We start from the raw sequence: 13,144 nt of genomic DNA, 5'->3' as shown, positions 1-13,144 counted from the left end.
TGTCATAAATTCAAATGCTCTCAAGGTTCAGCAAGGCGGCATTGCCTCCGGACGCGGTGGTATTCACGCTTAGAGATTTCTCGGTCATGAACCGCAATAGGTAGTTTGGTCCGCCTGCTTTGAAACCGGTCCCTGACAGTCCCTGCCCCCCGAAAGGCTGCGATCCCACAATAGCGCCTACCATGTTCCGGTTCACATAAACATTTCCGACCAAAGCCCGTTTCGCGAGCATTTTCCAGCGGTTTTCAATTCGCGTATGAATACCGAAAGTCAGGCCGTAACCAGTTGAGAAGACCTCTTCGAGCGTTTTGGAAACCTCTTTGGCTTTAAAGCGAACGACATGAAGAATGGGGCCAAAATGTTCTTTTTCCAGATCGTCTATGGAGTCGATTTCAAACATGTGCGGGACAACGAAGGTTCCGTCCGTCGGAGTTTTCGGATAGGGAGAAGCGTGCCACGGGCGGCCCGAAGCCTTCATTTTTTCGATATGGCCATTAAGCGCGTTTTGCGCTTTCTCGTCAATGACGGGCCCGACATCCGTACTCAGAGATTCGGTATTTCCAACCACCAGGTCGTCCATGGCGCCCTTGATCATTTTAATGACCCGGTCTGCAATATCGGCCTGAACATACAGGACGCGTGTTGCCGAGCAACGCTGACCGGCGCTGAGAAAGGCTGAACTAATGACATCATCCGTAACTTGTTCGGGCAAGGCCGTTCCGTCCACGATCATACAGTTCTGACCGCCTGTTTCGGCAATGAGCGGGATAATGGCGCCTTCTTTATCTGCCAACGTCTTGTTAATTAGTCCGGCCGTATTTGTCCCGCCGGTAAAGGCAACGCCGTCCACACCATCATGCGCCGTCAGATACCCCCCAATTTTACCGTCTCCGACAATCAGACTCAGCACTTCATTTGGGATGCCGGCCTCATAGAAAAGCTCGGTTGTTCTTTGGGCAATTCGCGGCGTCTGCTCCGCCGGTTTGGCGAGGACGCAATTCCCGACAACCAGAGCCGCAGCGATCTGGCCGGTGAAAATAGCCAAAGAGAAGTTCCACGGACTAATGCAGACGAATGTTCCGCGAGAGCCATAGGAAAGCTGATTGGTTTCCCCGACAGGTCCCGGAAGGTCTATCGGCTCACTCATCATCTTCCGAGCCTGCGCCGCATAATAGCGGCAGAAGTCCACGGCCTCACGAACTTCGTCATTCGCGTCCGACCAGCTTTTTCCGGCCTCCTTGATGAGGATATTCATCAATTCTGTTTTATGCTTTTCAAGCAAATCCGCTGTGACAACTAACATGTCGGCCCGATCCTTTACGGGGCGAGCCTGCCAGTCGAAGTAAGCCTTATCTGCCTTTTCAAACGCCTTATCGATATCCTTCTCAGTCGCATCTTTCGGCGCTTCCGGAAGCTCTTTATCCAGCGCTTCTTGGACCTTTTCCAAATGCGGTTTCCAAGACAAATCCAGACCAGAGGAGTTTTCCCGCTCGGGCAGGAAAATATCGTTTGGGCGTAAAATTGACGTATGCGCAATCGAGTCGAACTCTTTGACACGGGCCACAGGGTCGCGAACAACCTCTGAAATCGGCACATCCGGGTCTAAGTATTTATTGACAAAGGAGCTGTTCGCACCGTTTTCCAAAAGTCGCCTTACCAGATAGGCCAAAAGGTCTTTGTGCCCTCCAACTGGTGCATAAATTCTGACCGGCGGCATGTTCTCATAGGTTGATTTAGCAGAGCTATAGACGATATCGCCCATGCCGAAGAGACGCTGAAATTCGAATTTGTCCGCATTGTCTCCGGCCATCGCCATAACGGCCGCAATTGTATGGGCATTATGCGTCGCGAATTGCCCAAAGAAGACGTCGCGATTTTCCATGATTTGCTGCGCGCACGCCAGATACGCCACATCGGTATTGGGCTTTCGGGTAAAGACAGGGAAGTCCGGATGATTGCCTGCTTGTGCCAGTTTAATTTCTGTATCCCAGTACGCCCCTTTGACCAGACGGATATGGAAGCGTTTCTCCAGTTCCCGTCCCAGATCTGCTATGAAATCTATAACTTTTGGGGCGCGGCGGCCAAAGGCCTGAATAGCCAGTCCAAATCGCGCTCTCCCGCCGGAATCGAGCTTTCTGGCCACATAATCAAATATGGCCAGAGAAATTTCCAGGCGGTCTGCCTCTTCGGCGTCCAGTGTTATGTCCACGCCCAATTCAACCGCCCGCTTGGCCAGATCAAGAACCAGATCGCCAATTTCAGGTACCGCACTATTCCAGTGACTGACGTGATAATGAGGAGAAAGAGCGGAGAGCTTGACCGAAATACCCTGCCGGGCCTTGCCTTTGGCAACATCCGCGCCAATGACTTCCAGCGCGTTTTTATAGGCTTCAAGATAGCGTTTGGCATCTTCCTGTGTCCGGGCCGCTTCGCCCAACATGTCAAAGGAGTAGCCTTGCTTGTCTCCAAATCTTTTTCGCCCATTTTTAATAGCGCGCTTGATTGTCTGACCCTGTACAAATTCCTGGCCCATCATGCGCATAGCGTTCATCACAGCGTTTCGGATTACGGGTTCACCGAGGCGATTGGTGAGTTTGGAAATAACGTTTGTTGGCGTCGTTCTGAATTCTTCGGACAGTCCTGTGACACGGCCTGTTAAAAGCAGACCCCAAGTCGAGGCATTGACCCAGACTGTATCGGCCTTACCCAAATGCTTGCCCCAATCATAAGGCGAAAGTTTGTCGCCAATTAACGCGTCGCGTGTTTCCGCATCCGGTACCCGCAAAAGCGCCTCCGCCAAACACATAAGCGCAATACCCTCTTCATTCCCGAGGCCGTATTCAGACATGAAAGCATCGAGCATTGACCGGTCTTTTTTTCGAGTTCGGGACAACTTAACCATGTCCTCGGCTTCACTGTAAATATCCGCATATTGCGCATCAGTGAGGTCAATTTTCTCTAAAAGCTCCGTTATAACCTTGTCTTCGGATTTAAATTTATCCGCGGTTATGGCGTCCAGTCCTTCAGGCCAATAAGAGAATAATGTAGTCATATATGGTTTCCAATAATATGTGTGTGGTCGGATCAAGATAGAGCCGCATAAATGAGAGCTGTAAAGCGAAGTCTACAGACAAGGTAGTTTCTTAATTAGTATGAGAACGGGAATTTGTTCCAAAATTAGAACAGTGGAATAATTTATGTTAAAGCTAGGCTGGACGCCATACTCCAGTCTAACGCAGACATCAGTAAAGACTAAATTGTTTAAAAATGGTACGGGTGGTCGGAATCGAACCGACACTCCAAAGGAACGGGATTTTGAATCCCGCGCGTCTACCAATTCCGCCACACCCGCATTTCATTCGGCTCCTTTGGATAGGAGCCCTTTGGTAAGGCGCGCAACATAGCTGCGCTTTTTCAGTCGTCAACCATTTTGGCCATATACATGGTATTAAAGTCTACTGTATAGGCCGCGCACGATGAAAGGTCATTTTGCATTTCTGGATCGCTGGTATGAAGCGACAAAGGCGCTAGCGCGTCATCCCCGGGCAATGCCTGCATTGGCTATAGTTTCTTTCGCCGAAAGCTCGTTTTTCCCTGTTCCTGTAGACGTCATGGTTATTCCCATGGTGCAGGCCGAACCCAAGAAATGGTGGAAAATTGCAGCTACGGCGGCCTTTTTTTCAATTCTGGGCGGTGTCTTTGGGTATCTGATCGGACTGATGTTTTTTGAAACGCTTGCTCAACCTGTCTTGGAAGCCTTGGGAAAAACTACTCAAATGCAAGACTTCCGGCAAAATATTAATGAGAACGGCGCCCTTTGGGTTTTTGGGGCCGGGCTGACCCCTTTCCCCTATAAGGTCATTACGATCATGAGCGGAGCCGTTCCGATTAATTTCGGCGTCTTTCTGGCGGCCAGTGTATTGGCCCGCTCTTTAAGGTTTTTCGCGGTTGCAGGAATTGTCCGGGCCTTCGGCGGAAAGGCCGAAGAACTCATGAAAAAACATTTTGGTCTCTTTACCATCGGCGTGTTCATTTTGCTGATGGCCGCGTGGTTTGGATATAAATCTTTATCCGGGCACTAGTCCAACTATTTGGTCAAACCCGAAAGACTGGAACGCTGCCTTCCGATTTGTTTCCGCTACGGGACCGATTAGAAAAGCAGTATCTGCCCGCACGGTTCGCTTTTGTTTTTCGATCGAATTTAGAATGACATCAACTCTCTTGGCAATGGCCGCGCCGCTGTCAATCCACCGAACTGTCTGCCGGGCCGCCCGCTGAAGATCTTCGCGCAATAAGGGGAAATGCGTGCAGGCCAGAACCACGGCGTCGATATCGGCCCCTTCGCGGCCTTCAAAGAGCGGCGCGATTTCGCGGCGTATATCATTTAAGTCTATCGACTCCCCTGCCAGCTTGCGTTCCGCCATCTCCACAAGATTGACTGATCCCTGCAAGACCACCTGACAATCCCCAGCAAAGTGCTGAATGAGACCGCCGACATATTTCCGGCGGACGGTTCCGGGCGTTCCTAACACGCCAATTGTGCCGGTGCGCGACCAGGCCGCGGCCGGCTTTATCGCCGGAACCACGCCTATGACCGGTATATCGATCTCGGCTCTTATAACCTCCAGAGCCGTAACAGACGCCGTGTTGCAAGCGATGACAATACAGTCCGGAGACGTCATTTCGGCAAGCGTCGCCAGCAAGCCCGGAAGGCGGCCCGTCAGCTCCGCTTCCGATTTTTCGCCGTAGGGCCGAAAGGCATCATCGGCCACATAATCCAGCGCCAGATCGGGCAGACGGTTACGTATTTCGCCCACGACAGAAAGTCCCCCGACTCCGGAATCAAATACCAGGGCCCGGTGCCTCTCATATGTCTGATGTTCTGGGCGCATTCATCCCTTCCGAGCCTCATTTCATCCTTTGGCGTTATGTTTTGCGTTGCCGAAGTCAATAAAGTCTTAGCGTGAAAGGGAATGTCAGCGAAAGTGAGTTTATTTTACGGAATATCCAAGGCATAGCGCCCTCATGTCGGCTTCGCCTTTAAAAAATACCTCATACAGGCAATGGCTCTTGCTTCTGATTGTCGGAACGCTGGCCCTGCGCTGGGCCTTGATGGTGGCGTCTCCGCTTAATCTGCATGGCGATGAGGCGCAATATTGGGCGTGGTCGCGTAATCTGGATTGGGGGTATTTTTCCAAACCGCCTCTCATTGCGTGGATTATTGCTCTGTTTACGTCTGTTTTCGGACAGGCTGAATGGGCCATCCGACTGCCTTCCGCCCTGCTGCACAGCCTAACCTGCTGGATCATCTTTGTTACGGCTTGCAAAGCCTTTGACGCCAGAACGGGATTTTGGGCCGCATGTTTTTATCTGTTCATGCCGGGTGTTTGGCTCTCCTCGACCCTTATCAGCACGGATGTGCCCCTGCTCCTGTGCTGGGCTCTGGCTCTGAATGCCTGGGTTTATTTGCGGGACGCACCGAGCTGGTCGAGAGCGTTGCAGCTTGGCCTCGCCGTCGGGTTCGGTCTGCTTGCCAAATATGCCATGCTGTTTTTTGTACCTGTTTTGGGACTTGCGGTTTTGTTTGATGGTAAAACGCGCCAGGCGCTTTTGGGATTTAAGGGATTTGCCGCAGGCGCTTTGGCCGCCGCTCTGTTTCTTCCCAATATAATCTGGAATTTAAATCATGATTTCGCGACTCTGGCGCATACGGCGGAGAATGCAAATCTGTCCGGCCCGCTCCTCAACCCCCTTGAATTGCTGACCTTTTGGGTCAGCCAGTTAGGCGTCTTCGGCCCCATCGCTTTTCCGGTTCTAATCATTGCCTTATTTAAGTGGAAACAACTTCCGGTCTTAGGGCGCTGGATTGCGGGGCTTGCCGTCCTGCCGCTTATCGTTATCTCTCTTGAGGCTCTCTTATCACGCGCCAATGCAAATTGGGCCGCCACCGCCTATATCGCGTCGCCAATTATTGTGGCGCTATATGCCGCGTCGAGGCCCAGGCTTATGACAGGCTTGAAAATTGGATTGGCCGGACAAAGCGCGGTTATGATTATCGCCGGAATTGCTTTGACCGTTCCGGTTTGGGCGAATGCGATTGGATTGGCCAATTCAGTCAAGCGATCCCGCGCCTGGCCCGAAACCGTCCGCGTCATCGAGAAAATCTACGCCCAGGGGCATGAGGGAAATGAGTTTAGCGGCGTCGCAACCGATAACCGCCTGATATTCTATGATACGCTTTATTATGGACTAAATGAGACAGCGCCGCTTTCCATTTGGAAACTCTCGCCCGCGCCCGGCAATCATGCGGAGATGACACACCCTTTAACGCGCACAGAAAGGCCTGTCCTTCTCATCACTTATTATAAAGGCCGGGATGACTTATATTATGAGGATTTTGAAAGGCTCGTTCCGCTCGAGCCGATAGATATTGATCTGGGCGGCGGCAAGCGTCGGCAGCTCAATGTCTGGGCGGGATATGGTTATACCCCGCCATCGACAGTCAGATCGCGTTAATCCGTGACGACTTCGCCCCAAAGGTCTTCGAGGCGACCATCGCGGCCACATCGAGTCCGATAGAATTTATATTTCAGGCTACTCTTTTTGTAATAATCCTGATGATAGTCTTCGGCTTTGTAAAACTCGCCAAGCTCTTTCACGGGAGTGACAATCGGCGCGTCAAACGGTTTGGTCTGCTTGATATCCGCCAGAGAGGCTTCCGCCGCAGCCTCTTGTTCCGGTGTGGCAAATATCGCCGTGCGGTAGCTATCGCCCTGGTCACAAAACTGCCCATTGGCATCTGTCGGATCGATCGTTTTCCAGTAATAATCCAGTAAGTCGTCATATGAGACGACGGATGGATCATAGTAAATCTCGGCCGCCTCGTAATGACCCGTATTGTTATAGGTCACTTCCTCATAAGTTGGGTTGGCCGTCGTCCCGCCTGTATAGCCTGACACCACTTCGCTAACGCCGTCCAGTTTTTCAAAGTCCGCTTCCACGCACCAAAAACACCCGCCCGCGAGAACGGCCGTTTTCATCCCGCCTTCCTGCATAGCGTCATTGGCCATGGTGTCATCAGCCATGACTTCAGACTCATTCATTTGGGATGTGGGTTCGGCTGTCGCCTCGGTCGGAGCCGATTCGGTTTCAACTTGGCTTTCCGCAGCAGAGCAGGCCATCAGAGCTAAAGAAATGGCGAGAGATGTAATATATAAGGCTGTTTTATTCATATGTTGCTTTTCCCATAGAATAGGCTCACACACCAATCACACTGGCGTTACGATAATAACGAGGTCTTAGCCGTTTCATTCTCAACCCATTAACTTAGCATTTAAGCTTTATCGTTTATGATCGGCATTCCGGATAAGACGTTTCTCCGATCTTCATCAAGGCTGTCTCGCCTTTCGACCAAAACATGATGGTTTGCGAGTCAATATCAGCTTGGTATTTCTCACCCGACGCCGAAGGAATTCGTGGAAGATCATAAGATACGCCGTCGACTTTCAGCTGGATCATATCTTCCCCGGGCATAATCGCTGCATTTGTGTCGCCGCAACTATAGACTCTCATACCTTCGCTTTCCTCACCTTCGGGCGCGGTCGCATTTTGGCGTAAAATAAGGAGGCCCAAGTCTACATCTTCCGGTCCCGGCTCAACCAGGTGGACTGTGTCCGTTGTAAATAATAAACGATCATTGCCGTCATTAATGGCAGCTCGAATTGAATAGCGACCCCTTGGCTCTAATTCCCTCGGGTCCACACTTAATTTGAAGTTCACTGGAACTTGTTGTCCGTCAAGCTCAATGATTTGTTTTTCCAAAACGGGCGCGGCGCGATCGGCTACGGAGATATCTTGCAACTCGATTTCTGCAACGGCGCGGGGACGTAAAGCAATGCGTTCGCGATAGCTGATTTGACCTGTAACCTCTTTCATTTCGGCTTGCGCCTCTACTGAGTCAGAAGCTTCAGAGGGCGTGTTAGTTGCCTCCGTACACCCAGCTAAGCCGCCAAATAAGATAAGCACTGGCAAAGCAGATTTTAAGAGGTGCATGGAGAACTCCAAAAGTTACAAATAAATTCAATTTTATTTACTTGTAACGCGGGAAAACGTTCCCGCATTCCGAGACAGCGTGTATCAGATTTTCCACCCGGTATGCAGAGAAGCGATACCTCCGCTATAATCTTCATAGGACACGCGGCTAAAGCCTGCCTGTTTCACCATTTCTGCAAATTGCGCCTGTTTGGGGAAACGACGAATGGATTCCACCAAATATTGATAGCTATCTCGATCTTTAGCCAGCGCTTGTCCCAGTCTCGGTATAACGGAAAAGGAATAAGCGTCATAGAAATCCCGCAACCATTTAGTTGGTGGGGTCGAAAATTCGAGCACAGCCAAGCGGCCTCCGGGTTTCAATACTCTGAGGAATTCGCGCAGGGCCATATCTCGATCTGTTACGTTACGAATGCCAAAGGCAATTGTAACCGCGTCAAATTGAGCGTCCGGGAATGGCAGGTTTTGGGCGTCTCCGCACACGCGTGACAAATCCATGCCAGCGTCTTTTTTAGGGTCTATTCCGGCTAGAAGCATTTGTGCATTAACATCACAAATAATCGCGCTCGCTGCCGCTCCGCCGCGCCGAGAGCGAACCATTTCAGCGGCTTGAATGAAGCGTCGAGCCAAATCTCCGGTCCCGCCGGCGACGTCCAGTAAAACCTCTTCCGGCTGGGGGTTAAGCTTGGCAATTGTCATATTTTTCCAAACGCGATGAATCCCCATACTCATCGCGTCATTCATCAGATCATAATTCCCCGCAACTGAATCAAAAACGCCGCGCACCCGCGAGGCCTTCTGACTCTCAGGAATTTCTTCAAATCCGAAATCTATGGTTTTTTCGCTCATGCAGCAGTTTTATCAGCCTGCGCTAGGCAAAGCTAGCGTTTGATACCTCTTAGGCTAAGCTATTCTGCCGCATCTACGAGGCGTGCTGCCTTGGAGGGTTCAGTGCCCTTACCCGGTTCGTGATCAAACGCGGAACGTCCACCTGTTTTAAAATACTCCTGATCCTGCTTAAAAGCTTTCACCAGAAAATCGAAAACAGCCCTAATTCGTGTAGATCGGCGTAAATCCTGATGCGCGACGAGATATAGATCTTCGGTGGGCGTAATATCCGGCAAAACGCGTTGTAAGTCTTTGCGGCGATGCGTGTCACGACCACACAACGATTCCATCCCAATTCCATAGCCGTGCTCCAACGCCTCTCCGAACGCCCAGATGGAATTCGTTTGAAAGGTCACGCGCTTTGGCGGAAAAATAACTTCATCGCCGTCGCGAAGCCAGAGCTGCTTCCCGTCCATGATATTGGCCATTATCCCGTCATGATCGGCAATCTCTTCCAAGTTTTTCGGTTGCCCATACTGTTTGATGTAATCAGATGAGGCGTAAAATCCGAAAGAGACTTTTGCGACTTTACGGCCAATCAAAGAATTTTGCTCGCCCGGACTTTCCCAACGTAAAGCGATATCCGCCTCTCGCTGAGCCAAGTTGAAATCTCTAAACCCAATTCCTAGATCAATTAAAATATCCGGATGTTCGCCTCGAAACCTTTGGATAACGCCGGGGAGCCAAGCTGTCCCAATCCCTTCCGTAGCGGAGAGCCGAACAACCCCAGACAGCGAGTCTTCCAAAGTCGCCGAGCTACGGTCAATCGCAGACGCTTCGTCCTGCATACGCCGAATATGGTCCAACATGGATTGACCAAATCGGGTCGGCACTAATACGCCGTCTTCACGCCGCAAGAGCGGCGTTTTAAAGTGATCTTCTAGAGCTCTAATCCGCCGGCCAACTGTCGGTTGACTCATGCCTAGTTTCTTCCCCGCAGCAGTCAAACTCCCGACCTCAGCGACAGCAAGTAAAATAGGGTAATCAGACCAGTTTTTCATGGGCACCAACTTACAGATATGAACGAGGCAAGTCAATTCTATGCAGATTTTTATGACCCGCTGCAGCTTTTAAAAGCTACACCTAACGTTCATGTCGCGGCCATATCGCCGCAGGCTGCCTTTTAACTTAGCGCTTACAGTCTCCGCCCCCTATATAACGCCCATGTCGCATTCTAAGTTTAAAGATAATTTTCCGAACACTCTTTGGTCCGCTCTTAGCCGCGGTGCTTTGTTGAAATGCCCCCGCTGTAGCCAAGGACGCCTTTTCCAGAGTTACCTGAAACCCGTTCATAATTGCTCTAATTGCGATAAAAAGTGGGATACGGTTCGCGCAGATCTCGCCCCAGCCTGGGCATCCATGACCCTTTCGGCGCATGTGATTGTTGTCGTCTATCATTTCTTCTTTTTCGACGCGCCTATCGCAAACTGGATAACGACGTCTGCTCTAATCGCAATTGCGGCCCTCATTTCTCTGCTTAGCCTGCCTTCCTTCAAAGGCTTGTTCATGGCGCTTGTCTGGTGGAACCGGATGGAAGCCCAGCAGGGCTAGACCTCGCTTTGAATAATTCTTGACGCCGCCGTTCTAGGCCCTCATATCGACCTTACTCATCAAGACCGACCGAGGGACAGGCCCTTTGACGTCGGGGCAACCCAGAAGGTGCCAAATCCTGCGGCGAAAGTCGGAAGATGAGACGAAGTGGCTCCCCGCCCTCGTTTTATTCCCCTTTTGATTGCAGACTGGCCCGAAAACAGTAGGATTGGGCCTTATGGCACCGCAGACGCATCCCATTGAAGACATAACCTTTGAACGCGGCCGGGTCAGTTTGGAGCGCGGCTGCGATATGAAAAATGATGTTGTGCAGGGCCGGTTTTATGGCAACCCTGACGGGCCGTTACTTATCGTCTTGGGCGGCATTTCCGCCACGCGATTTGTCGCCGATGGTGGAAAGCTAAACCGCGGGTGGTGGTCCAAGCTCGTCCGCAGAGGCGGCGCGATTGATTTAAATAAACTCCACGTACTCGGTGTGGATTTCGCCCCCGGAAAAGGTGGGCTGGATTGCCCAGAGACGATCACAACGAGTGATCAAGCCAAACGGATTGTCGATCTCCTAAAAGCCAAAAACCTCGGCCCAGCGAAAGCCATGATCGGCTCCTCTTATGGCGGTATGTGCTCACTTGCTTTGGCGCAGAACCATTCCGATTGGGTGGAGAACCTCTGTATTATCGGCGCCGCGCACAAACCTTACCCCATCGGCGTGGGCTGGCGCGGCATTCAGCGCCGCGTTGTCAGACTGGGACTGGACGCAGGAAAGCCCGAAGCCGGACTGAAGCTCGCCCGCGAGCTCGCCATGACGACTTACCGCACGCCCGAAGAATTTGCCGACCGCTTTGCTCTCAGCGAAACAGGGCGCAACCCGTTTAGTTTCGATATTTGTGATTATCTCGGGTCGCGCGGAGATGTCTTTGCGCAGGATATGGACGCGCGGCGATTTCTGGCGCTTTCTGAATCTGTCGATCTCCACCGGGTAGAGCCTGAAAACATCACCACGCCGACTCTGCTGATGACAGCGATTTCAGATCAACTCGCCCCCCTGCCCGATATGCGCGAACTCCGCGACCGCCTCGCCGGGCCCAGCGAGCTCTTTACCTTTACCAGCCTCTACGGCCATGATGCCTTCCTGAAAGAATATGACGCGATGAGCCCGCGGCTTGAGGCCTTTTGTAAGAATTTGGTTTGATTAAGATAAAGCGAAAATCGATCATGAAAAATAAACCCGACCTTCAAACCCAAATCGTTCAGGCCGAGATCGGCGCGGATCCAGCGTTCCGCTCGGTCGTGCCGCCGCTTTATACCACCTCCACCTATCTATGGCCGAGCGTGGAAGAAAAAGGGCCTTATGATTACGGGCGGACGAATAATCCCAATCGCGACGGTCTGGCCAGAGCGCTGGCGGCGCTGGAAGGCGGGGCGGCGGCAACGATTACCTCTTCCGGCATGTCGGCGATAGACCTTTGTCTCAACCTGATAAAAGCGGACGATCTGATCATCGCGCCGCATGATTGTTATGGCGGCACGCACCGACTTTTGACCCATCGCGCCGAGCAGGGCCGTATTCGGGTTCTGTTTATTGATCAATCCGACCCTGACGCCTTGCATGAAGCGCTCGATGAAAAACCCGCCATGGTCTTGATCGAAACGCCCTCCAACCCGCTTATGCGCCTGGTGGATGTCGCCAAAATTGCCAAGCTCTCTAAAGCCTTCGGCGCAATCGTTGTGGCCGATAATACGTTTCTGTCTCCCGTGCGGCAGCAGCCTCTGGCACTTGGCTGTGATATCGTTGTTCATTCCACCACCAAATATCTCAATGGTCATAGCGATGTGGTCGGCGGAGCCGTGATTGCCAAAACAGGAGAACAAGGCGAGATACTGGAATGGTGGGCGAATTGTTCTGGCGTTACCGGATCGCCTTTTGATAGCTGGCAGACCTTACGCGGCCTTCGTACCCTTTCTGCCCGGATGGACATTCAAGAGAGCAATGCACAAGCCATTGCCAAATTCCTGCAAAAACATAAAGCTGTGACCAAAGTCTATTATCCAGGCCTGCGATCTGACCCCGGCCACAAACTTATGAAGGCGCAGCAATCCGGTCCCGGCGCGATGTTGTCTTTTGAAGTTCAGGACACAGCAACAGCGTCTAAAATCCTTAATTCCATTGAAATTTTCCAGCTTGCCGCCTCCCTTGGCGGAGTAGAAAGCCTTATATGCCAACCCTCCACCATGACCCATCGAGGTATGGCGGAAGAGGCGCGGCTGAAGGCAGGCATCACTGATAGATTATTGCGTTTATCAGTGGGAATGGAGGCGGAAGCGGACCTAATTAACGCGCTAAAGAATTCTTTTGCGTGATTTACCTTATATAGAGCACAATTATGCGCCTCATGCCATATTTTCGCAAAGCCCGAAGCAAAATTTCCCCTTGAGCCTTCCCCCGCTTTAACCTAAAGAAAATACCGAATTCAAGCAGGATATTATGACAGCCTTTCACAATCAGAACGACCCGAAAGTCAAAGTTGCCACGCAAGACCTTAGCGTGAACGATCTGCCGTCTGTTGGTCTGCTTCTCCTATCTTTAGTGGTGGTGCTGCTCATTAGCGGAGTTGCGAGCGGGTTTTAGAATAAGGATAAATTCTAGATATCACCC

At 51.5% G+C, this 13,144-nt stretch carries 12 protein-coding genes, 1 tRNA gene and 1 riboswitch; of the genes, 6 read left to right on the top strand and 7 right to left on the bottom strand.

The genetic code is table 11. From position 1 onward, the window contains the following. Window positions 1–10: 10 nt before the first annotated feature. Together ACNA05_RS04400 and ACNA05_RS04395 are read right to left on the bottom strand one after the other, a co-directional pair. Window positions 11–3,052: an L-glutamate gamma-semialdehyde dehydrogenase gene (locus ACNA05_RS04400; protein WP_415810185.1), complete on the bottom strand. Its 3,042-nt coding sequence runs from the start codon at window positions 3,050–3,052 to the stop codon at window positions 11–13. A 216-nt stretch (window positions 3,053–3,268) separates the two neighbouring features. Next, window positions 3,269–3,352: transfer RNA gene (locus tag ACNA05_RS04395), tRNA-Leu, on the bottom strand. Window positions 3,353–3,476: 124 nt separating this feature from the next. Here ACNA05_RS04395 and ACNA05_RS04390 point away from each other — a divergent pair. After that, window positions 3,477–4,082, top strand: a complete 606-nt coding sequence (locus ACNA05_RS04390) for a YqaA family protein (RefSeq protein WP_415810184.1) — start codon at window positions 3,477–3,479, stop codon at window positions 4,080–4,082. On the opposite strand, the gene murI is transcribed toward ACNA05_RS04390, so the two are convergent. Then, window positions 4,068–4,892 carry a glutamate racemase gene (gene murI, locus ACNA05_RS04385; RefSeq protein WP_415810183.1) on the bottom strand — a complete coding sequence of 275 codons (825 nt, stop codon included), beginning with the start codon at window positions 4,890–4,892 and terminating at the stop codon, window positions 4,068–4,070. The two genes, ACNA05_RS04390 and murI, sit on opposite strands and share 15 nt — an antisense overlap. 133 nt (window positions 4,893–5,025) lie before the next feature. Between murI and ACNA05_RS04380 the strand changes: the two genes are divergently transcribed. Continuing rightward, entirely contained in the window at window positions 5,026–6,516 is a 1,491-nt protein-coding gene (locus ACNA05_RS04380; RefSeq protein ID WP_415810182.1) for an ArnT family glycosyltransferase, read from the top strand. Here ACNA05_RS04380 and msrA read toward each other — a convergent pair. From msrA to ACNA05_RS04360, 4 genes are all read right to left on the bottom strand, one after another. After that, window positions 6,513–7,232 (bottom strand): peptide-methionine (S)-S-oxide reductase MsrA, encoded by a 720-nt coding sequence (msrA, locus tag ACNA05_RS04375; RefSeq protein WP_415810181.1) that lies wholly within the window; start codon window positions 7,230–7,232, stop codon window positions 6,513–6,515. The two genes, ACNA05_RS04380 and msrA, sit on opposite strands and share 4 nt — an antisense overlap. 115 nt (window positions 7,233–7,347) lie before the next feature. Next, complete coding sequence (locus ACNA05_RS04370) at window positions 7,348–8,052, bottom strand: YbaY family lipoprotein (RefSeq protein WP_415810180.1); 705 nt, start codon at window positions 8,050–8,052, stop codon at window positions 7,348–7,350. Window positions 8,053–8,136: 84 nt separating this feature from the next. Then, entirely contained in the window at window positions 8,137–8,901 is a 765-nt protein-coding gene (ubiE, locus tag ACNA05_RS04365; RefSeq protein WP_415810179.1) for a bifunctional demethylmenaquinone methyltransferase/2-methoxy-6-polyprenyl-1,4-benzoquinol methylase UbiE, read from the bottom strand. A gap of 59 nt (window positions 8,902–8,960) precedes the next feature. Then, the gene (locus tag ACNA05_RS04360) at window positions 8,961–9,941 is read right to left on the bottom strand and encodes a LysR family transcriptional regulator (protein WP_415810178.1); all 981 of its coding nucleotides are present in this window, start codon (window positions 9,939–9,941) and stop codon (window positions 8,961–8,963) included. A gap of 163 nt (window positions 9,942–10,104) precedes the next feature. Between ACNA05_RS04360 and ACNA05_RS04355 the strand changes: the two genes are divergently transcribed. The 4 genes from ACNA05_RS04355 (at window position 10,105) to ACNA05_RS04340 (ending at window position 13,117) form a co-directional block, all read left to right on the top strand. Then, window positions 10,105–10,491, top strand: a complete 387-nt coding sequence (locus tag ACNA05_RS04355) for a DUF983 domain-containing protein (protein ID WP_415810177.1) — start codon at window positions 10,105–10,107, stop codon at window positions 10,489–10,491. Window positions 10,492–10,544: 53 nt separating this feature from the next. Further along, window positions 10,545–10,635, top strand: a riboswitch (SAM riboswitch). A gap of 73 nt (window positions 10,636–10,708) precedes the next feature. Then, complete coding sequence (metX, locus tag ACNA05_RS04350; RefSeq protein WP_415810176.1) at window positions 10,709–11,680, top strand: homoserine O-succinyltransferase MetX; 972 nt, start codon at window positions 10,709–10,711, stop codon at window positions 11,678–11,680. A gap of 23 nt (window positions 11,681–11,703) precedes the next feature. Beyond that, window positions 11,704–12,849 (top strand): cystathionine gamma-synthase, encoded by a 1,146-nt coding sequence (gene metB / locus ACNA05_RS04345; RefSeq protein WP_415810175.1) that lies wholly within the window; start codon window positions 11,704–11,706, stop codon window positions 12,847–12,849. Between the two features lie 124 nt (window positions 12,850–12,973). Beyond that, on the top strand, window positions 12,974–13,117 hold the full coding sequence (locus ACNA05_RS04340; protein ID WP_415810174.1) for a hypothetical protein: 144 nt from the start codon (window positions 12,974–12,976) through the stop codon (window positions 13,115–13,117). Window positions 13,118–13,144 lie beyond the last annotated feature (27 nt).

It is taken from the genome of Litorimonas haliclonae (assembly GCF_965138505.1).
Taxonomy (GTDB): domain Bacteria; phylum Pseudomonadota; class Alphaproteobacteria; order Caulobacterales; family Maricaulaceae; genus Litorimonas; species Litorimonas haliclonae.
The sequence above is the reverse complement of the archived record's forward strand: the minus strand, read 5'-3'. Positions and strand labels throughout refer to the sequence as shown.

Bases quoted from the DNA above. Each gene is read 5' to 3' on its own strand.
- ACNA05_RS04360 (WP_415810178.1), bottom strand. From the start codon at position 9,941: ATGAAAAACTGGTCTGATTACCCTATTTTACTTGCTGTCGCTGAGGTC.
- ACNA05_RS04370 (WP_415810180.1), bottom strand. From the start codon at position 8,052: ATGCACCTCTTAAAATCTGCTTTGCCAGTGCTTATCTTATTTGGCGGC.
- ACNA05_RS04380 (WP_415810182.1), top strand. From the start codon at position 5,026: ATGTCGGCTTCGCCTTTAAAAAATACCTCATACAGGCAATGGCTCTTG.
- msrA (WP_415810181.1), bottom strand. From the start codon at position 7,232: ATGAATAAAACAGCCTTATATATTACATCTCTCGCCATTTCTTTAGCT.
- ACNA05_RS04340 (WP_415810174.1), top strand. From the start codon at position 12,974: ATGACAGCCTTTCACAATCAGAACGACCCGAAAGTCAAAGTTGCCACG.
- ACNA05_RS04355 (WP_415810177.1), top strand. From the start codon at position 10,105: ATGTCGCATTCTAAGTTTAAAGATAATTTTCCGAACACTCTTTGGTCC.
- murI (WP_415810183.1), bottom strand. From the start codon at position 4,892: ATGCGCCCAGAACATCAGACATATGAGAGGCACCGGGCCCTGGTATTT.
- metB (WP_415810175.1), top strand. From the start codon at position 11,704: ATGAAAAATAAACCCGACCTTCAAACCCAAATCGTTCAGGCCGAGATC.
- metX (WP_415810176.1), top strand. From the start codon at position 10,709: ATGGCACCGCAGACGCATCCCATTGAAGACATAACCTTTGAACGCGGC.
- ubiE (WP_415810179.1), bottom strand. From the start codon at position 8,901: ATGAGCGAAAAAACCATAGATTTCGGATTTGAAGAAATTCCTGAGAGT.
- ACNA05_RS04390 (WP_415810184.1), top strand. From the start codon at position 3,477: ATGAAAGGTCATTTTGCATTTCTGGATCGCTGGTATGAAGCGACAAAG.
- ACNA05_RS04400 (WP_415810185.1), bottom strand. From the start codon at position 3,052: ATGACTACATTATTCTCTTATTGGCCTGAAGGACTGGACGCCATAACC.